This is a genomic window from Limnobacter sp. G6BE5S, assembly GCF_058448965.1.
The window spans coordinates 587,501-604,568 of the sequence record NZ_JBZFLM010000001.1; the positions used below are offsets into that span (position 1 = coordinate 587,501).

At 48.4% G+C, this 17,068-nt stretch carries 20 protein-coding genes; 9 read left to right on the forward strand and 11 right to left on the reverse strand.

All coding sequences use genetic code 11. The annotated features are described in order from the left end of the window. Nucleotides 1-20 precede the first annotated feature (20 nt). Genes ACVL1J_RS02820 through ACVL1J_RS02860 form a run of 9 tightly spaced genes read left to right on the forward strand, consistent with a single transcriptional unit; the run spans nucleotide 21 to nucleotide 8,729 of the window. Nucleotides 21-2,138: an FHIPEP family type III secretion protein gene (locus ACVL1J_RS02820; RefSeq protein ID WP_341237344.1), complete on the forward strand. Its 2,118-nt coding sequence runs from the start codon at nucleotides 21-23 to the stop codon at nucleotides 2,136-2,138. After that, nucleotides 2,135-3,073: a hypothetical protein gene (locus ACVL1J_RS02825; RefSeq protein WP_491665100.1), complete on the forward strand. Its 939-nt coding sequence runs from the start codon at nucleotides 2,135-2,137 to the stop codon at nucleotides 3,071-3,073. The genes ACVL1J_RS02820 and ACVL1J_RS02825 overlap by 4 nt, the downstream gene beginning before the upstream one ends. Next, entirely contained in the window at nucleotides 3,073-4,458 is a 1,386-nt protein-coding gene (locus tag ACVL1J_RS02830) for a FliI/YscN family ATPase (RefSeq protein WP_341237346.1), read from the forward strand. The genes ACVL1J_RS02825 and ACVL1J_RS02830 overlap by 1 nt, the downstream gene beginning before the upstream one ends. Next, nucleotides 4,455-4,871 carry a hypothetical protein gene (locus ACVL1J_RS02835; protein WP_159569207.1) on the forward strand — a complete coding sequence of 139 codons (417 nt, stop codon included), beginning with the start codon at nucleotides 4,455-4,457 and terminating at the stop codon, nucleotides 4,869-4,871. Before ACVL1J_RS02830 ends, ACVL1J_RS02835 begins: the two co-directional genes overlap by 4 nt. Next, a complete protein-coding gene (locus ACVL1J_RS02840) occupies nucleotides 4,862-5,941 on the forward strand; it encodes a FliM/FliN family flagellar motor switch protein (RefSeq protein ID WP_159569206.1) in 1,080 nt (359 codons plus the stop codon). Before ACVL1J_RS02835 ends, ACVL1J_RS02840 begins: the two co-directional genes overlap by 10 nt. A 12-nt stretch (nucleotides 5,942-5,953) precedes the next feature. Continuing rightward, nucleotides 5,954-6,607: a type III secretion system export apparatus subunit SctR gene (sctR, locus tag ACVL1J_RS02845; protein WP_008248351.1), complete on the forward strand. Its 654-nt coding sequence runs from the start codon at nucleotides 5,954-5,956 to the stop codon at nucleotides 6,605-6,607. A gap of 3 nt (nucleotides 6,608-6,610) precedes the next feature. Next, the gene (gene sctS / locus ACVL1J_RS02850) at nucleotides 6,611-6,877 is read left to right on the forward strand and encodes a type III secretion system export apparatus subunit SctS (protein WP_008248350.1); all 267 of its coding nucleotides are present in this window, start codon (nucleotides 6,611-6,613) and stop codon (nucleotides 6,875-6,877) included. Beyond that, nucleotides 6,871-7,671, forward strand: a complete 801-nt coding sequence (locus ACVL1J_RS02855; RefSeq protein ID WP_159569205.1) for a flagellar biosynthetic protein FliR — start codon at nucleotides 6,871-6,873, stop codon at nucleotides 7,669-7,671. Before sctS ends, ACVL1J_RS02855 begins: the two co-directional genes overlap by 7 nt. Then, nucleotides 7,668-8,729, forward strand: coding sequence for an EscU/YscU/HrcU family type III secretion system export apparatus switch protein (locus ACVL1J_RS02860; protein WP_341237347.1), 1,062 nt, complete (start codon nucleotides 7,668-7,670; stop codon nucleotides 8,727-8,729). The genes ACVL1J_RS02855 and ACVL1J_RS02860 overlap by 4 nt, the downstream gene beginning before the upstream one ends. A gap of 28 nt (nucleotides 8,730-8,757) precedes the next feature. Here ACVL1J_RS02860 and ACVL1J_RS02865 read toward each other — a convergent pair whose 3' ends face one another. Genes ACVL1J_RS02865 through ACVL1J_RS02915 form a run of 11 tightly spaced genes read right to left on the reverse strand, consistent with a single transcriptional unit; the run spans nucleotide 8,758 to nucleotide 17,066 of the window. Then, nucleotides 8,758-10,542 carry a hypothetical protein gene (locus ACVL1J_RS02865; RefSeq protein ID WP_491665101.1) on the reverse strand — a complete coding sequence of 595 codons (1,785 nt, stop codon included), beginning with the start codon at nucleotides 10,540-10,542 and terminating at the stop codon, nucleotides 8,758-8,760. 26 nt (nucleotides 10,543-10,568) lie between these two features. After that, complete coding sequence (locus ACVL1J_RS02870; RefSeq protein WP_341237349.1) at nucleotides 10,569-12,023, reverse strand: hypothetical protein; 1,455 nt, start codon at nucleotides 12,021-12,023, stop codon at nucleotides 10,569-10,571. 45 nt (nucleotides 12,024-12,068) lie between these two features. Continuing rightward, nucleotides 12,069-12,809, reverse strand: coding sequence for a hypothetical protein (locus ACVL1J_RS02875; RefSeq protein ID WP_341237350.1), 741 nt, complete (start codon nucleotides 12,807-12,809; stop codon nucleotides 12,069-12,071). Nucleotides 12,810-12,835: 26 nt separating this feature from the next. Beyond that, nucleotides 12,836-13,717 (reverse strand): hypothetical protein, encoded by an 882-nt coding sequence (locus ACVL1J_RS02880; protein WP_341237351.1) that lies wholly within the window; start codon nucleotides 13,715-13,717, stop codon nucleotides 12,836-12,838. A 10-nt stretch (nucleotides 13,718-13,727) separates the two neighbouring features. After that, a complete protein-coding gene (locus ACVL1J_RS02885; RefSeq protein WP_341237352.1) occupies nucleotides 13,728-14,921 on the reverse strand; it encodes a hypothetical protein in 1,194 nt (397 codons plus the stop codon). A gap of 31 nt (nucleotides 14,922-14,952) precedes the next feature. Continuing rightward, nucleotides 14,953-15,510 carry a hypothetical protein gene (locus ACVL1J_RS02890; RefSeq protein WP_159569198.1) on the reverse strand — a complete coding sequence of 186 codons (558 nt, stop codon included), beginning with the start codon at nucleotides 15,508-15,510 and terminating at the stop codon, nucleotides 14,953-14,955. Between the two features lie 19 nt (nucleotides 15,511-15,529). Further along, a complete protein-coding gene (locus ACVL1J_RS02895) occupies nucleotides 15,530-15,763 on the reverse strand; it encodes a hypothetical protein (RefSeq protein WP_159569197.1) in 234 nt (77 codons plus the stop codon). 60 nt (nucleotides 15,764-15,823) lie between these two features. Further along, nucleotides 15,824-15,970, reverse strand: coding sequence for a hypothetical protein (locus tag ACVL1J_RS02900; protein ID WP_159569196.1), 147 nt, complete (start codon nucleotides 15,968-15,970; stop codon nucleotides 15,824-15,826). Between the two features lie 10 nt (nucleotides 15,971-15,980). Continuing rightward, complete coding sequence (locus tag ACVL1J_RS02905; protein ID WP_008248331.1) at nucleotides 15,981-16,196, reverse strand: hypothetical protein; 216 nt, start codon at nucleotides 16,194-16,196, stop codon at nucleotides 15,981-15,983. Nucleotides 16,197-16,204: 8 nt separating this feature from the next. Next, nucleotides 16,205-16,546: a hypothetical protein gene (locus tag ACVL1J_RS02910; RefSeq protein ID WP_491665102.1), complete on the reverse strand. Its 342-nt coding sequence runs from the start codon at nucleotides 16,544-16,546 to the stop codon at nucleotides 16,205-16,207. Then, nucleotides 16,530-17,066 carry a hypothetical protein gene (locus ACVL1J_RS02915; RefSeq protein ID WP_341237354.1) on the reverse strand — a complete coding sequence of 179 codons (537 nt, stop codon included), beginning with the start codon at nucleotides 17,064-17,066 and terminating at the stop codon, nucleotides 16,530-16,532. The genes ACVL1J_RS02910 and ACVL1J_RS02915 overlap by 17 nt, the downstream gene beginning before the upstream one ends. Between the last annotated feature and the right edge of the window lie 2 nt (nucleotides 17,067-17,068).

The window sequence follows — 17,068 nt, forward strand, 5'->3', positions numbered from 1 at the left end:
TTGTTGGCTGAGGACTCGCGATGATCGAAGTGTTAAACAGGTTTGCAAGGCTGGCTTCTGCACGGTCCGAGGTGGTTGGTGCATCTCTCATCATCCTCATGATCGTCATGATGGTGATACCCATGGGCCCGGGCATTCTCGATGTACTCCTGGCCATCAATATTTCTGTGTCGGTCGTGCTTGTAATCAGTGCCGTACTCATTGAAACCCCGCTGGCATTTTCTTCATTTCCTGCGCTTCTTTTGATGACAACCTTGTTTCGGTTGTCTCTCACCATTTCCACTACACGACAAATTCTACTAGAGGGTGATGCCGGACATATTGTCCAAACCTTCGGTGAGTTCGTCGTGGGCGGCAATGTAGCCGTTGGTTTAACGATTTTCCTCATTATTTCTGTTGTTAATTTTCTGGTGATTACCAAGGGTTCCGAGCGTGTTGCTGAAGTGGCTGCGCGTTTCTCACTCGACGGCATGCCCGGAAAGCAAATGTCCATCGACAGCGATCTGCGTGCCGGGTTAATTACTCAAACAGTTGCGAAACAACGCCGTTCCGACCTTGAAAAAGAGTCGCAGTTATTTGGTGCAATGGACGGTGCGATCAAGTTTGTAAAAAATGATGCAATTGCCGGGCTCGTTATCACGGTGGTTAACCTGCTGGGTGGTTTAACGGTCGGCATGATTCAGAAGGGAATGACCTTTTCTGAAGCGGGGTCGGTGTACACCATTTTGTCAGTAGGCGACGGACTGGTCGCTATCATTCCATCGTTGATGGTTTCCATCGCGGCCGGTTTGATTGTGACGCGTGTTACCAAAGGCGAGGCTGACGGATCCAACACTGCGCAAGACATGTTGAAAGACCTCAGCCGAAATTCAAACGCACTTCAAATCAGCGGCATTTTCTGTTTTCTGTTCGCATTCGTTCCTGGCATGCCCAGTTATGTATTCCTCGCCACTTCGGCAACGCTGCTGTGTGGTTGGTACTTCATCTCGAGAAAAACTGACAAAGCCGCAGACGTCGATGTGTCCACGCAGTTCAGCGACATGCTGTCTGCCAGCGGTAAAAGCGTCAAGATGGACGACATCTTGCACACCAATACTTTCGCACCCCTTGAGGTGCGGTTGCCTGTAGACATCGAGCCCACTGCTGCCAATCAAATTCAGAATATTTGCAGAATTGCGAGAAACCGGCGAGTAGAACATTTGGGCATTCTGTTTCCGTTGTTCGAGTTCACCAATCACACCGAGAGTTTTGTCGAGTTCTATGTGTACGGCGTACCGGCCATGTCCATTCATATCTCCGAAAAGCGGCTCAGCATTCGCAGCGATCAGTCACTGGTGCAGGCCGTGCCTGGTATTGAATTCGTGATTGAGAAAGATGTTGTTACCGGTAAATACGACATGCTGTGCGACCCCCTTCAGAAAACACTTCTCGATCAGCACAAGCTGGAATACCTGACATTCGAAACAAGATTGGTATCGCAAATTGAAGCGTTGTTGGTCCAGAAGGTCGACCAGCTATTCACCTTGAATGAATATCAAAGACATATGACCACTCTGGGTGACAAGTACACAGAACAACTCAAGGAACTTGAGCGCGTGTTACCCGTTACCAAAGTGGTGGAGGTGTTGCAACGCTTGCTTGGCGAATCAGTTTCAATCAAAAACATGCGTTCAATTTTGAATTCATTAATTGAATGGGGGCAACGCGAGCGAGACCCCATGGTTATCGCCGAGCAGGTACGCCGTGGCTTGTTCGAGCAAATATGCCATCAACATACCCACGAGCGAAAACTCAAAGTCTTTATGTTGGGCGTGGAATTTGAGCAGTTGATACGAGAGTCGAGTCGAAGTGACGGCAATGGATCATTTGTTGACATTGATTCCAGCTCTCTCAATGAACTAATCGAAATTGTCGAGGAGCAGTGCATGCCGCATCTGGTTGGAAACTATGTGCCCGCCATTGTGTGTTCAATGGATTGCCGGGTGTTTTTTCGCCAAATCATTCAAGACTCATTGTTCATCATTCCGGTTCTTTCTCATCAAGAAATTTCTTCAAACATGGAAATTCAAGTGTTAGGCAACATCAATCTAAATCTTCAAGCGAGAAACAATCCATTTGCTGACGGAGTCACATCATGATCCACATTCAGGTTAAGGCCAAGTCAGGATTGCATGCCGGTGCAGTCTGGCGACTGGACAACTCGCTGGTCAGCCTGGGTGCAAACTCTCAGTCAGATGTATTCCTGTGCGATCCTGAAATTCCGGATACCTTGATCACACTCAGAAAAAGCGGGCGTCGGTTCAACATCGAGACCCTGCATTCAGAGGCCAGGTTAACCGCACCTGATCAAAAAAAGGTAGACAACACGCTTTTCCCCTCGCAACTGCTCACGCTTGATTTCAAGCACATACAAATCGAGTTGCAGATCGTCAACGGCACCAGTGGGCTGATGTCGTCATTGAATGACGGGTTCGCCAGAACTCTCCATCAATTGGTGCAACTCTTACGGGGCATAGGAGCCAGGGCAATCGTCGCCTTACTATTCATTATCGGCTTGTTGTTGACCACAGTCGTTTTGTTCTTCGGCACGGCGGGTGTTGTCAAGTCAGAGGCCAGCGTTATCAAGAAACCAAACTTGAACAACACCTACAAATTGAAACCGCTTTCTACCCTTGAGAGTCGCATGGCAGAGAACGTGGCAAACGAGATCAACGATTTTGCAATCAGAGCCTCCACGAACCAGCTCTCGGTAAAGGTGGATGATGACCGTGTGGATATCGACGCGGAGTTGTCGAGGGCGCAGTCCATCAAGTTTGAAAAACTCCTGGATCGCTTGGTCATCGATTACGGTGAGAAAGTGGATATCCGTGCCCGCCTGGCGTTGACTGAAGAGCAGCGTCGTATCGATGAAATCGCCATTGAGCAGGTTGTTCTTGGTAGTCGCCCTGTCGTTATCCTGCGAGACGGGGCAAGGCTGTACGTCGGCGGGCAGTATCAAGGTGTTAATTTGCTCAGCGTCGATTCCCGAAAAGTAGTTTTTCAGGGCGAAGCCGTTTATGAGGTTGTCCTCTGATGCGCAGCGCCACGGCCCTGTTGGCACCTGCAATCGTCAATCAGCTTCAAGCCAGGATTGGGCAGATCAACCCCGTGAAACGTGTTGGGTATGTCAGTGAAATTATTGTTTCTACAGTCAAGGCGATTTTGCCCGATGTGGTGCAAGGTGAGTTGTGTGAAATTGAAACGTCTGGCGGGCATAAAATCCTTGGCGAGGTTATCGCGTTCTCTGAAAATATTGTCACCATCTCGTGTCTTGAGTCTGTCGCCGGAGTCGCTTTGGGTTCCCGAGTGTTGCCCTTGGGCCGAGCGCACAGCATTAAGGCGTCAGATCACTTGCTTTCATCGCTCCTCGATGGCATGGGCCGCAATCTGGATCACCCGTATGACCGTCGATCCGGCGTCTTGTCGGTCGATTCCGATGCACGACCTGTTATTCAGGTGGCACCTCCAGCCAGTAAAAGACCACCCGTTAGCGAGCCGCTCGTCACGAAAGTGCGGGTCATTGATGGACTGCTTACCCTTGGTATTGGCCAAAGGGTGGGTATTTTTGCACCCCCTGGTTGTGGCAAAAGCACCTTGATGGCCCAAATTGTTCGCGGTGCGAATGTGGATGCTGTGGTGTTTGGTCTTGTGGGTGAACGTGGTCGTGAGTTGAGGGAGTTCATCGAAAAAGAAATCACCGATGAAATTCGCAAAAAAAGTTTTTTTGTGTGCGCTACTTCTGACCGATCGGCAATCGAGCGTGTTCGCGCTGCGTTTACCGCCACATCCATTGCCGAATATCTAAGGGACCAGGGAAAGTCTGTTTTGTTGGTTGTGGATTCGTTAACGCGTCTTGCCCGCGCGCAGCGTGAACTGGGTTTGATGGCCGGGGAGCCTGCCACACAGGCGGGATTCACGCCTTCTGTGTATTCAATTTTGCCGGAATTGATCGAACGTTCTGGTCGAACGGAACAAGGGGATATTACGGCCGTTTTCACAGTACTCATGGAAGGCGAGCGGATTGAAGACGATCCAATTGCCAGCGAGGCCAAAAGCCTTCTCGATGGGCACATTGTACTCAGCACCAAACTGGTCGAACGAAGTCATTTCCCCGCAATTGATCCCTTAAAAAGTCTGTCTCGTGTCATGGGTTCAGTCAGCAGCGCCAAAACCCAGGAACTGGCCTCACTGGTCAGGCGCGCCTATTCGCTTTATCAGGAAGTTGAGCTGTTGATTCGGCTTAATGAATACCAGCCAGGTACCGATCCATTGGTTGATGAAGTAGTGAACATCAAGGCCAGCCTCGATGAATGGTGCAAACAGTCCCGGTCTGAACCCGAGTCACCTACCGTGGCATTGTCGCGTCTCGGTACGCTGATTGTCGGGTTTGAGCGACTGGTTCAAGAGGCGAAAGCGTGAACACCTTCACCAAAGACCTCCAGCAAATCATGGCGATCCGGAAGCTACGGGTGGATTCATCGCGCCGTAAACAGAAACTCAAAGCGCTTGAGCAAGATCAGGCCGCGCGAACCATTGAAAGTACCCAGGCGCATTTTGAGCAAATGGAGCAAAGGCTCATTCAAATAGAAGTAGAAACCCTGCAACGTTTGACCAATGGCAACTTTGTCAAAGTGGATCAGCTGCTCAGCTTCACAAAGCTTCAGCAACAGGGCATCAAAAAAATAAAAAACATCCAGCAGTCCATCGATCAATCTCATCAACAGTACGAGTCAGCACAGCTTGCGTACCAGGAAAGTTGCTTGAAAGTGAATCAGGCCGAGAAAAAATTATTGGGAATAGAAGAAGTACTTCTACAGAAATTATGGAAATAGCTGAACACATCAATGAGCAAGAAGTGGCGCAGGTTTGGGCACTGGATCGACTTCGAACGGTGCGTTACGACGCGACCAGTTCCACAATTTTTGCCCGATCAAGATCAATGTCTCAGCGCATTTATTACTTTGATACCGACAGGCATTCTGATCTGGTGATTCGGCGCACAACTGGATTACCCCACAAAAGTACGATCAGCGACCTGATTTGGGTCAGTGCTAATTTCCCTGAGGGAAACGAGATTCAGATTGGTCTGGATTCAGCTTATATTTTTGAGCAAACTGGCAGTTTGATTACACCCCAAACCGTGGATTGGGGTGGTGAGGGCATCGTTCCGCTAATTGATATCGTCAGTGCCGTCCTGAACGAACTCGAGTCAATTCTCGGGCTTCATGTCGAGGACTTTTTGCCGGCACATCAAATGCCCACCTCAAACCCCAGCGACTACCTGGCCGTGGATTACAAGCGCCAAAACAAACTCATTCTTTTGTCAGACAAGCAAACACTGAAGCTGCTTGAAGCAAAGGCACGGAACTATTGCCTGCGCTACTGGAATGACTACGAGTCCATGGGGAAGAAAGTATTTTTCGAGTTGAGTGTTTATTTGTATCCAACAAAAAGAAAGTGGTTGAGTACCGAACTCGCAGAACTTGAACAGGGTGATTTGGTTGCACTGCAAAATTTTAGGGTCAATGCATCGTCTCGATCAATACGCGGTTCACTGCGATTTAAAGGCGATAAATTTTCAAAAAGAAACTATGAGGTATTCATCGAAATGAACGAAGACGACACACGACTCCACTTTGGTAGCGACGATCTTTCCGACACATCCAGTCTTGATGAAGAGAATCTTCCACCACACGAGCAAATCGAACTAGAGATTCATGCGGGTAAAACCAAGATTCTTTTTAATGAGTTGTGCAGCGTCCAAGAAGGCACCTTGATTGAATTAAGAGAGCATGCCTTGCCAATGGTGACCTTGTGTGTAATGGGTTCGCCAATACTTGAGGGCGAGCTGGTGCACTTTCAGGACCAATTGATGGTTCAAGTCACAAAAAGACTCGACTAAGAGAATTTCAACATGGATCAAAGCATCAATCCAATTGGTCTGATTGTCACGATAGCCTCGCTATCCGTATTGCCATTGGTGGCGGTAACGGCCACTTCATTCCTGAAAATATCGGCGGTGTTGCTCATATTGCGCAATGCAATTGGTGTGCAGCAAGTGCCGTCAAACATGGTGCTGTACGGAATTTCCATGGTGATGACCCTGTTGGTGATGGGCTCTATATTGACTGAGGCTGGCCAACGTTTCGCACCAGACGGCAAAATGCCGGTCAGCGGAACCGAAGTGCTCGAGTCGATTAATGCCAGTGTGCCGCCCTTTAAAAAGTTCATGTTGGCCAATGTCAATCCGGGTTACCTCAACAGCTTTCATGAAACGGCACAAAAATTCCAGAAAAAATACGATGCACCTGAAGTCGAGAAAACAGATCTGTTTGTTGTGCTTCCGGCTTTTGTTGCCTCCGAACTTGCTGAGGCTTTCAGAATCGGATTGTATCTTTACCTGCCTTTCGTGATCATTGATCTGGCCGTTTCAAGCGCCCTGATGGCCTTGGGCATGATGATGGTGTCACCCATGTCACTCACCGTTCCCGCAAAAATTGTTTTGTTCGTCGCAGTCGAGGGATGGGCAAAGGTACTCCAGGGTCTGGTCAATTCTTACTTGGTGTAAATCATGCTGATTTATTACGTCAATCAGGCATTGTGGATTTCATTGCTTGTTGCCGCCCCTGTGGTGGTTGTCACAATGGTTTTGGGGTTATTGCTTGGTTTCCTGCAGGCTATTTTTCAGTTGCAGGATCAAGCCTTGCCTTTTGGTATCAAGTTAATGGGGGTTGTACTTATCCTGTTTGCCTTGGGTTCCTGGCAATCTCAAATGTTGGTTCAGTTTACGCAAACCATGTTTGATTTAATCTCGGTTCCGCATCGTTCTAAATGGTAGAGCCACTGACCGACACCGGCGAGCAACTGCGGCAGTTTCTTGCGGTGCTCTCGTATTATTTACCCAGAACTGTCAGTTTTATGGTGTTTTTCCCTTTGCTCTCGAAAGGTCTTTCCAGCAGTCTGATCAAGATGTCGGTCGGCTCTGTTTTGGTTCTCTACCCGGCATTTGCGTCAACCACCCTGTATTTTTCGTCAATGAACCCACCGACTTTCACCTTGATTACCTTTCTCAGTGAGGTGGTTTTGGGTGCACTACTGGGGCTGACCATTGCATTTCCCTACTACGCGTTCAAAGCATTCGGCGCTTTAGTCGATGTTTACAGAGGCGCAACGTTCGCCGCACAGGCGACAGGTAGTGATAGCGGGGAAGAGCTACCCATTGAGCAATTGTTTGGTCTGCTTTTTGCAGCACTGATTTTTGCCGGGCCGGGTTTGCATGCAGTCTCGGTGCATTTACTCAACAGTTATTTGATTATGCCACCAGGTACCTTGACCCTACTTAGTCTGGACAGTTGGCTGACCACCATGCTGCGCATGGCCGCCGACCACATCACCTTTGCAGTCTTGTTGAGTGGGCCGGTATTAATCGCAATCTTGGCTGTAGAACTCGTGGTCGAAATCATATCGGCGTTTACCCAGCAACTTCAAGTTTACAGCCTTGAGTTCGGACTCCGAAGCGTGTTTGGCATTGCCGCACTCATCACACTCATGTTCTTTGCGGAGCAGGAAATACTGACAATGTTCTGGCAATACAGTGAAAGCTTGAATTTGCTTCTCGGAGATGTTCAGTGAGCGGCGAAAAAACTGAAAAACCCACCCAGAAAAAAATAGACGATGCCAGGAAGAAGGGGCAGGTCAGTGTCAGCAAAGACGCCCAGATACTGTTTAAACTCCTGATGTTTTACATGTTTTTCTTTTGGCTTTCGCAAGACTATGCGGCACGTTTCTCTGAATTACTTGACTTGATCGTGACTGCCGGGTTCAAGCAGCCGTGGACTTTCTCAGAAAGCATCTTTTCAATGTTCTTTGATGTTTTCGTGGCAATCACTGTGCCCTTGGTCGCTGTTTGTGCGATAGCCGCCACCCTGATTACCTGGGCTCAAATCGGATTCCTCGTTTCGCCAGAAGCGTTAACGCCTTCATTCAAGAAGTTCGATGCCGTATCCAATATCAAGAACATGTTCTCGAAAAAATCTTTGGTGCAGTTGCTGTTGTCCATCGTCAAAGTACTGATTTTGTCTGTGGTTGGGTATCTTGTATTCAAAGACAATATGGGAGACATGATCTACAGCTATCGCGCTGGGTTGACTCAGTTTTTTGACGTGCTGGTTCATGTGTTGAAGGCAATCATTTTTGTGTCGCTGATCATTTTTATGGTCATCGCTGCGATCGACTGGTCTGTGGAGTACATGCATCACATCAAAAATCTACGGATGAGCCACCAAGATATTGCTGATGAACGAAAGCAGTCCATGGGAAATCCACAACTAAAGCAGCGAATGAAAAGAGAGCACCGTAGCATTCTCAATTCATCACTTACCCGGGTTGCTGGCGCAAAGGCGGTCGTGGCCAATCCCACGCATATTTCTGTGGCTTTGGATTATGAACCGGGCAAACACGACTTGCCTTACATTCTCGCCATGGGAACAGACGACGAAGCATTAAGAATTCGTGAATTTGCCAAGAAAAACGGAATTCCGATTATCGTGAATGTGAAGTTGGCCAGAATGCTATATCAGGACTGCGAAGAAGATGAATACATTCAGAAAGAACACCTGGAGCTTGCAGCCCAGGTATTCCGGGCTGTCATGGAAATGGCGTCTGATCAGGATAAGGGAGTCAGTCATTGATTTTTTTACCAACCCCTTGCGCTTAGACTTAGTTGGTGGATTTTGGAATGTAATGCTCCATCAGCTTGATTAGGGCATCCAGGTCACCCCCGCTGTTCTTACCATCACCAATAAAAAGCAATTCGTTTAGCCATTCATTACCGCCGGAATCCAATTCTCGGAGCAAGACTTCAGCTGTCTCTTTCATCGCGGGCGTGCTGCTCGAGGAATTCCTGATTGCTTCCAGATCATCCCTGGAGAGTTTATTGTCTTGATCTCCATTCTTGGCAGACTCAAACTCTCCCCAGTTGCTTTTCAAGAACTTCAAAGCATTCAAAACTTGTTCTGTACGGGTTGTGTTCAGGGGCGGGTACCCGTCTTGGCCGGCAGCTTCGTTTGTGGTCAACAGATTTGTTTTAATGTCATTCAAACCTGCCCGAAACTGATCGAAATCACCTCGACTGAATTTGCTGTCTGTTTTGTTTACATTTCCACGAAATAGAGAGTCAATATTCCCTGAATTCCTTGCGTTCAGAATAATTTGAGCTGCCTTGCCCTGGTCACTGTCCGCCCCATATCGTCGGATTATTCCTTCGAGGTCTTCGACCGATACAACGTTGTCCAAGCCACCTTTGCCAGCCCCTTGATCAAATGTTGCCCAGTTTGCATCCATGATATTCAATGCCCAGATCAGGTCATTCAGTTCTTTTATTCTTGGGTTGGTATTTGGGTCTTTGTTGTTAGTGGCTTCTGCGGCTGCGTTTTTGTCTGCAAGATAAATGCCGCCATTTGTTGTCATGGCAATTGTGTTCTCGACGGGGTTGTAAGAAACAAGTCCCATTGAAATTGCAGTGTTGAGCTGGTTGGTGGTGAAGTTGGTGTTGTCTGCTGGCAGGCCAAATAAAAAATTCAGCATTTTGCGCGTTTCTTCGTCTGGCGCCAGTCCCGGTGGCAATGTTTCATCCGGCACTTCCGCCATGCCTTCAAGAATCGCCTTGGCATCTTTTTCTACTTGCCCCGAACCGTAATTCGGTGCGTACCCGGTGGCAGTGAAATAGCCAGGCACTTCACTGGCGGTGTTCATCAGTGTTTGTGTCATGGTTAACAGCCCCATGCTGGGTATCAACGCCAAAGTATTGTTGGCAAACGCCTCCACCACCGTGGTGCCATTCTCGTTGGGCGTCCAGGTGCCAGGCGCCTGGCTGGCGTCTCCCTGAAGCAGCCCCATCATTTTCAGTGTGTTCAAGTGCCCCTGATTGAATTCCGTGTTGGGTCCAAACATGTTCTCGAGCAGAGTCAGGGTGTTCGGATCAAGATCGCTGTCTTGTATCGGACCAAGCTGATCAGACTCTGCAGAGTAATTGGCGTTGTAAATGTATTGCGCCGCACCCATCAGGCCGCCCAGTTGTGCGCTCATGGCTGAGCCGGTGGCCTCGGTATTAAATCCGGAGTTTAGGTAAGTTGCACTGCCGCTTGGAAAGAAAGGAATTTCATCGCCGAAGAAGGCAGTGTCGTTGTAGTTCTGAACGAGACCTTGCCCTTCTGTTGTTAGCGTGAAGGTGTGGGTGATCCCATCTTCGCCAAGATTTCTTTTGTAGTTGAAGTAATCGTAGTCCAAGGTTAGGGTGATGTCGCGAACCTTCAGTTCTTCGACGGGCTTGTTATTTTTTAAAGCCAGAAAGTTCAGGATTTCTTGCAGTTCTTCTTCGGAGGAAGCGGAAATGATGATGTCTTTGATGCGGTAAGTGAACTGACCATCGGGCTGCGCATTGATGCCTGGAGCATCCGCTGCTGCCACGTCTTCACCATGGTAACCTGGGCTAATGGTTGTCATATTTTTTCATTCCTCCAATTTAGAAATTAATTGCTGTTTAGCCAAGTCGACATGTCGTTCTTTTCAAAGATTTGATCGTCGCCGCAAATTTCGAGGAGCATTGAATGATTCTCACTGGATAGTGCAGCTTTTGCAGCTTCAATAAAGGCCGCCCGATTTTCAGGTGGTATACCCATCTGGTCCCAAAGAGGGTCTGTTTCGCTCAGTTCTGACAGAAGCCGCATGCCTTGTGTGCCGAATCGATCGTTGTCTTTGACTGCGGCGCTGTTCTTGTAACGCCATTCAAGGTAATCCATCATGTCAACCGCTTTCGGATCGGACAATGTGGTGATAATTGCCTTGAATGCATCGCGCTTGGCAACTTCTTCGGCCTCTGCGGCTGCCGCTTCTGCTGCTGCCACCGCAGCATTTTTGTCTGCAAGATAAATGCCGCCATTTGTTGTCATGGCAATTGTGTTCTCTGCGGGGTTGTAAGAAACAAGTCCCATTGAAATTGCAGTGTTGAGCTGGTTGGTGGTGAAGTTGGTGTTGTCTGCCGGCAGGCCGAATAAAAAATTCAGCATTTTGCGCGTTTCTTCGTCTGGCGCCAGTCCCGGTGGCAATGTTTCCTCCGGCACTTCCGCCATGCCTTCAAGAATCGCCTTGGCATCTTTTTCTACTTGCTCCGAACCGTAATTCGGTGCGTATCCGGTGGCAGTGAAATAGCCAGGCACTTCACTGGCGGTGTTCATCAGGGTTTGTGTCATGGTTAACAGCCCCATGCTGGGTATCAACGCCAAAGTATTGTTGGCAAATGCCTCCACCACCGTGGTGCCATTCTCGTTGGGCGTCCAGGTGCCAGGCGCCTGGCTGGCGTCTCCCTGAAGCAGTCCCATCATTTTCAGTGTGTTCAAGTGCCCCTGATTGAATTCCGTGTTGGGCCCAAACATGTTCTCGAGCAGAGTCAGGGTGTTCGGATCAAGATCGTTGTCTTGTATCGGACCAAGCTGATCAGACTCTGCAGAGTAATTGGCGTTGTAAATGTATTGCGCCGCACCCATCAGGCCGCCCAGTTGTGCGCTCATGGCTGAGCCGGTGGCCTCGGTATTAAATCCGGAGTTTAGGTAAGTTGCACTGCCGCTTGGAAAGAAAGGAATTTCATCGCCGAAGAAGGCAGTGTCGTTGTAGTTCTGAACGAGACCTTGCCCTTCTGTTGTTAGCGTGAAGGTGTGGGTGATTCCATCTTCGCCAAGATTTCTTTTGTAGTTAAAGTAATCGTAGTCCAAGGTTAGGGTGATGTCGCGAACCTTCAGTTCTTCGACGGGCTTGTTATTTTTTAAAGCCAGAAAGTTCAGGATTTCTTGCAGTTCTTCTTCGGAGGAAGCGGAAATGATGATGTCTTTGATGCGGTAAGTGAACTGACCATCGGGCTGCGCATTGATGCCTGGAGCATCCGCTACTGCGACGTCTTCACCACGGTAACCTGGGCTGATGGTCGTCATGTTTTTTCATTCCCGAAGTAAGATTCTCAATTTTAAAAATAATTTTTACGTGCCACGCGTTTGTTCTTTTTCTGTTTCCGTGGTGGTTTGGTACAAACTGACAAGTTGCTGATACAACGCATTTGCTTCTTGTGCCTTGATGTCGTCTTTTGCACCTTCATATTGATAGTTGGCGTTGCCATACTCGCCACTTGCATTGATTGGTGCCGTGATCAGGCTGGCGCCGATTGGGCCTACCCATTGATTGCCATGGCCAGTTTTGCTGTTTTTGGCAATGGTGGCGTTGGCCGCGCCCAAGCCAGCTGTAATCACTGCAGACAACATCGCGCATGCGAACTGTACGGTGGCACCTTTCAAGCGCTCTTCTGCGGCGCTTATTCCCAGCTCCACCTGCGTTTCAAGTACTTGAGACATCAGTTGTTTGATATCCACTTGCATGGCGTAACTAAGCATCAAAAATTCAAGAAATGCGTCGCCAAAGGGATTTGTGTGAATCCCGATCCTTTCGGAACCGCCGAAAAGAATGTCCGCCTCGTCGTCGGTAAGACCCCAAAGTTTTTTGGCCTCATCACGCGTAATGGTGTCTTTGCCACTGGCCAAACCAAGATACGTTTGCACTTCTTCCGGCGACAGGTTGGCGAGCATTCGGTTGGCTTGCTCTTCAGTCAAGCCGAATTTGTCCATCATGTACGCCAGAAATTTTTCTTTTTCAGTCTGGGTTAGTTCGTTGGGCTTATCGACATTGCCTGTGCTTAGGGAGTCGGTTCTTGTTGCGACGTCTACCATTGTTTGTTCTCCTGAATAGGTGTGTTTCAAACACCAAATAGTTGCGCAATCAACATTTGAAAACGTTGCAGCAAATCTTGGTAATTGGAATTTTCCTGGCTCAACATTTCAATAATCTGGCTCCAGCCATCAATAATTGCCTGGGCTACTTCTGCTTCTTTCAGTAGTTTTGCACCCTCGTACTGCAGCTGACCCATTTCTGCCTGAAGGCCAGCTTGTGCCATCAGGATTGCGGACTGCGCATACTCAAGAAAGCGGGTTAGCGCTATTGTTTGCGCCTCGGTGAGTGAACCAGTCAACATTTTGGCGATGTAGGCTGGAAGCGACGATGCAAACTCCCTGGCTGCTTGTACGCCCGCTGAAACGCTTGACGACATGGCCGACAGGCCACCTGCCATCAAGGCTGTGCAAACTACAACAATCGCGATCATCAACAAAGTGCCGACCACAATGGCGCCGATCGGTCCCAAAGCGTCGCTTAACGCTTCGAACATTGCACCCATCCCTTTTTCAATGAAAGACTCAGAGCCAGCTGCTTCGCTGATCAAGGGCTCGAGAAACATGACCAAGGTCACAACAAGAATCGCAATGGTCATTGGCGTTGGAATCAAGATGGCTGTGATCATTGCCAATGCCACACCCAATGCACCGAGTGCTTTGAAAAACTTGGCCAATCCACTCATCGCTTTGGCTTTGCGCAACTGCTCGAGATAGTCTTCAATTTGTTGCTTGACCTTTTCAACCTTGGCGCGTTCCGCGCCCTCGAGGCCGACCAGGTAACTGCCGATGACATCTCGGGTTTGCTCAAGCGCCGCGATCATGTATTCGGCCAAGGTTTCTGTCAGTGGCCTACTTGCGCCGTTGTCAATCAGGCTTGCATAGCCTGTGTCTCTTACTTGATCAAGCATCTGGCGTACCTCAGAATGCGGATTGATAGGCTTGTGATGCAACCTCGGCGAGTTTGCTCATAATTGCAGAAAACTCACTCATGACCGCCTCAACCAGTTTGCTGATGGATTCAATTTCTTGGTCCAGCTGGTCTACAAGTGCTTGATCGCCATTTTTGAAAGCTTCGTCTCGCAGGCGGGTTTTTTCAGCGATGTCAGTTCCTTTCAGATCCAAAAACAAATTAATGCTGACACCGAATCCGTCATTCCCTTCTACTAGGCTATTCAATGCGCCTTCAATCTGACTCATTTTGGTAGAAATGTAACGTTGCGCATTTGTGTCGCCCCGGTCGACAGCAAAGCTGTATTGAAGCTTCAGTTCATCAAGATAGGTTTGTAATTCTTGCTCGCTGTATCCTTCCGGACCGGGAATTTCACTCACATCCCAATTTGTTTCAAGGTTGTACTGCCAAAGATCTTCGCTGCGCATCACCTTTTGCTCAGCTTGAACTTTCGGGTCTGACGCGCTGAGTCCCGTGGACAACAAATAATTCATCTTGGCTTTTGCGACCGATTCGCGGAACTGGGACAAGGCCAATTGTTGGTTTTCTGCGCTGGGGTCTGCTGCAATTGATGATTCGTATGCAGCTTTCGCGGTAATCAGTTCTGTTTTCAAGGCGCCCAGGCCCACCGCGTCAAGGTCTACGCCACTGGCTTCCAGTGTGTCCAGTTTTGCCAGCAGTTCATTGACCTGGTTTACAGTTTTGATGTTGTTCTCTGCACTCCACGAACTCGTCGAGGTTGAAATTGCCGACATTACTTCAGCCACGGCATCGGCCTGCGGTTGCAGTTCAGCAATTGCGGTGTCCAAGGCATCTGTGCCTTGCGTGTGCTCCGCAAGCACTTTTAACAGTGCCAGCTCACTTTTCAGTTCGCTGTCCAATTGATTCAATGGGGCTGTGCCGGTGGATGAGTCCCAGCTGTTACGAATTTGTTTCAGATCGGTAATCAGGGCATTGAGATCACTTCCCCGAGCCCATGGTTGATTTGATTGGCTTTGTAAAAAGTTGATTAGTTGCGTCAACTCTGATTTGGACATGTCGGCCAGGTTTACGCCCGGGTTCTGATTAAGCCATGCTTGAACAGCCTCCTCGGCTGTATCGACTTCACCAGCAATCGTTGTTGGTTGCCACTGTACTGATTGGTTTGGATCTACGCCTGCCATGATAAATACCTCAATGTGTGTTGTTGTGTGTTTATCGAACCGAGAAACTGGACAGTCGTTTTGTGCCCGAGTCTACTTTTTGGTCATATTGATCGCGCAGGCGTTGCAACTGCTCTCCAATAATTGCGGAACGGTAGTCTGAAGGAATGACCAGTTCTTTCGCCTCAAGGCACCATGAGTAAAGTTTCTTTGCTTGTTCTTCATTGACCTTCTCGCCATTCATGACTTTGTTGAACACTTCAAGAACATCGTTCGGAATCGGTTTTCCGGAAGCACTCATCTGCGCGCGGGCTTCATTCAAATAGCGTTTCATGTCTTCGTTGGCTTCTACCGCGCCTTCTTCATGTGTCTGAAGGAGAGATATCAAGGCATCGCCGTTCGTCTCGAGTGGGCCGTACCATGCTGCCAGCTCGGTGAGGCGTTCTATGTCATAGGTGTACCCCCCCAATTGCAGACCTGTAGCCAGTAGTAGCACTGTTTGAGTGTCTCCCCTTGCTGCCGCTTCAAACATTTGATCGACTTTGCTTTCATCGATCTCGTAGGGTTCGGTCAATGGTTCGGGGTTCGTAATTGGGGTGGTAGCAGTCATGATTTTCCCTTTGGATTTATTAGTTAAGTGCCCGGGAAACAACGTCGCGGTAGAAGTCGCCAGACTTGCCCGCAGCATCGAAAATTGCCTGGGCCGAAGCGAGGTCAATTTTCAATTTTGCCGCGGCTTCCACAATGTCACCAGGCTCTACATCGGGGTCATCCAGTACATCTTGAAATTGCTGAAGCGCGTTGTCCTGGAAATCCTGACCTGTGGTTGTCATTACGCCGATTGGACCTTCGATTGCTGCCATTTTGATTCTCCTGATTAATATGTAAACACCATGCACACCAAATACGACTGATCTGTTTGATCAGTCGTCATCGTTACCACCGACAGGGTCGGTGGCCTCGCTGAGAAAGTCGTCCAGAATGAAGCCCACTGTGATTTCCTCCAGAGCATCTAAAAGCTCTGGTGAGTAGGCCCCTGCGGGCACCGACGCTGTTCCTTCAACCGCCATAATTGACTCCTTATTTGTTGACGATACTTTTTAATGGCTCGGTAAGGTCTTTGACCAAACCAGCAGCCAATTGCCACAATGAACCCATCATTTGAATCTCGTAGTTCAACATCACAGAGTCGACTGGAGAATCACCAAAATCTGAACGGGCAAGCATGTTGTTGACGTTCTTGCCGTGTCGATCTGCAAAGTTGAATACGCGATCGCCTGCTTGAATAACTTCCACAATACCTCCTACTGTTGTTTAACCAATTGCTCAAAACTTTCCGAAACTTTGCTGCCAATTTTCCCTGCCAGCTGAATTGACACAGACTTCATGGAGCTTTCGTGAATTGATTCAATCAGACTGAGTACGTTGTCATTGGCGTCAAAATCTTTGAGTTTTTGACCCATGTTCATGTCACTCTGATTCAGCTTTGTTTGGGCATTTTCAACAAAACTTTTCACTGTGTTGTTGATGGGCCCGGCATCGTTGATCATTGCTTTGAAGTCAGCAATATCGTGTAGCGGTGGTTGAGGTGTTTGTGCGCCCGGTGGCGAAGCAAGCATTGCCATGTTGTTAATTGCTGCGACCAATTTTGACCTCCAGAGCGACGCCAAGCTGCTTAGACAATTTGGCCTCTAAAATTTTAATCAGTACTTTCTGTTCGTTAAGCCCCATTGCTGGTGGCAGTTCGATATTGAGAAGCAGGTTTCCCTGGTTGTAGCTTCCTTTCACTTCCAGTGCACCAAGTGCAGAGTTATCAATTTGGAAGGAAAATGAGTTTTGTGTTTCTGACAAACCCTTTTCTTTTACTTCTCCTTTTTTAAGTGGAGAAAAAAGTTCTTTTGTTCCGTTTGTTTGAAAATTTCCTGTGTTTTTAGGTGTTTTCTCTGAGTTCGAGTGTGTGTGACTTTCAGGCGATACCGGAAACAGCATTTCCAGAAAATCATCTTTGAGTGAATCTTGTTGTGGCCTTGGCATGGAAGGGTTTGACAATGCGAGCGGCTTTGAGGCCTTGCTGATATTGACAGTGCAACCACTTGCTTTCTTGTCGATGCGTTCTTGTACGCTGACTGATAAACACAGCGGATCATATTTGTTGTCAGACTTCATTG

Bases quoted from the DNA above. Each gene is read 5' to 3' on its own strand.
- ACVL1J_RS02890 (WP_159569198.1), bottom strand. From the start codon at position 15,510: ATGACTGCTACCACCCCAATTACGAACCCCGAACCATTGACCGAACCC.
- ACVL1J_RS02900 (WP_159569196.1), bottom strand. From the start codon at position 15,970: ATGGCGGTTGAAGGAACAGCGTCGGTGCCCGCAGGGGCCTACTCACCA.
- ACVL1J_RS02875 (WP_341237350.1), bottom strand. From the start codon at position 12,809: ATGGTAGACGTCGCAACAAGAACCGACTCCCTAAGCACAGGCAATGTC.
- ACVL1J_RS02895 (WP_159569197.1), bottom strand. From the start codon at position 15,763: ATGGCAGCAATCGAAGGTCCAATCGGCGTAATGACAACCACAGGTCAG.
- ACVL1J_RS02915 (WP_341237354.1), bottom strand. From the start codon at position 17,066: ATGAAGTCTGACAACAAATATGATCCGCTGTGTTTATCAGTCAGCGTA.
- ACVL1J_RS02885 (WP_341237352.1), bottom strand. From the start codon at position 14,921: ATGGCAGGCGTAGATCCAAACCAATCAGTACAGTGGCAACCAACAACG.
- ACVL1J_RS02825 (WP_491665100.1), top strand. From the start codon at position 2,135: ATGATCCACATTCAGGTTAAGGCCAAGTCAGGATTGCATGCCGGTGCA.
- ACVL1J_RS02830 (WP_341237346.1), top strand. From the start codon at position 3,073: ATGCGCAGCGCCACGGCCCTGTTGGCACCTGCAATCGTCAATCAGCTT.
- ACVL1J_RS02840 (WP_159569206.1), top strand. From the start codon at position 4,862: ATGGAAATAGCTGAACACATCAATGAGCAAGAAGTGGCGCAGGTTTGG.
- ACVL1J_RS02855 (WP_159569205.1), top strand. From the start codon at position 6,871: ATGGTAGAGCCACTGACCGACACCGGCGAGCAACTGCGGCAGTTTCTT.
- ACVL1J_RS02870 (WP_341237349.1), bottom strand. From the start codon at position 12,023: ATGACGACCATCAGCCCAGGTTACCGTGGTGAAGACGTCGCAGTAGCG.
- ACVL1J_RS02820 (WP_341237344.1), top strand. From the start codon at position 21: ATGATCGAAGTGTTAAACAGGTTTGCAAGGCTGGCTTCTGCACGGTCC.
- ACVL1J_RS02865 (WP_491665101.1), bottom strand. From the start codon at position 10,542: ATGACAACCATTAGCCCAGGTTACCATGGTGAAGACGTGGCAGCAGCG.
- sctS (WP_008248350.1), top strand. From the start codon at position 6,611: ATGCTGATTTATTACGTCAATCAGGCATTGTGGATTTCATTGCTTGTT.
- sctR (WP_008248351.1), top strand. From the start codon at position 5,954: ATGGATCAAAGCATCAATCCAATTGGTCTGATTGTCACGATAGCCTCG.
- ACVL1J_RS02880 (WP_341237351.1), bottom strand. From the start codon at position 13,717: ATGCTTGATCAAGTAAGAGACACAGGCTATGCAAGCCTGATTGACAAC.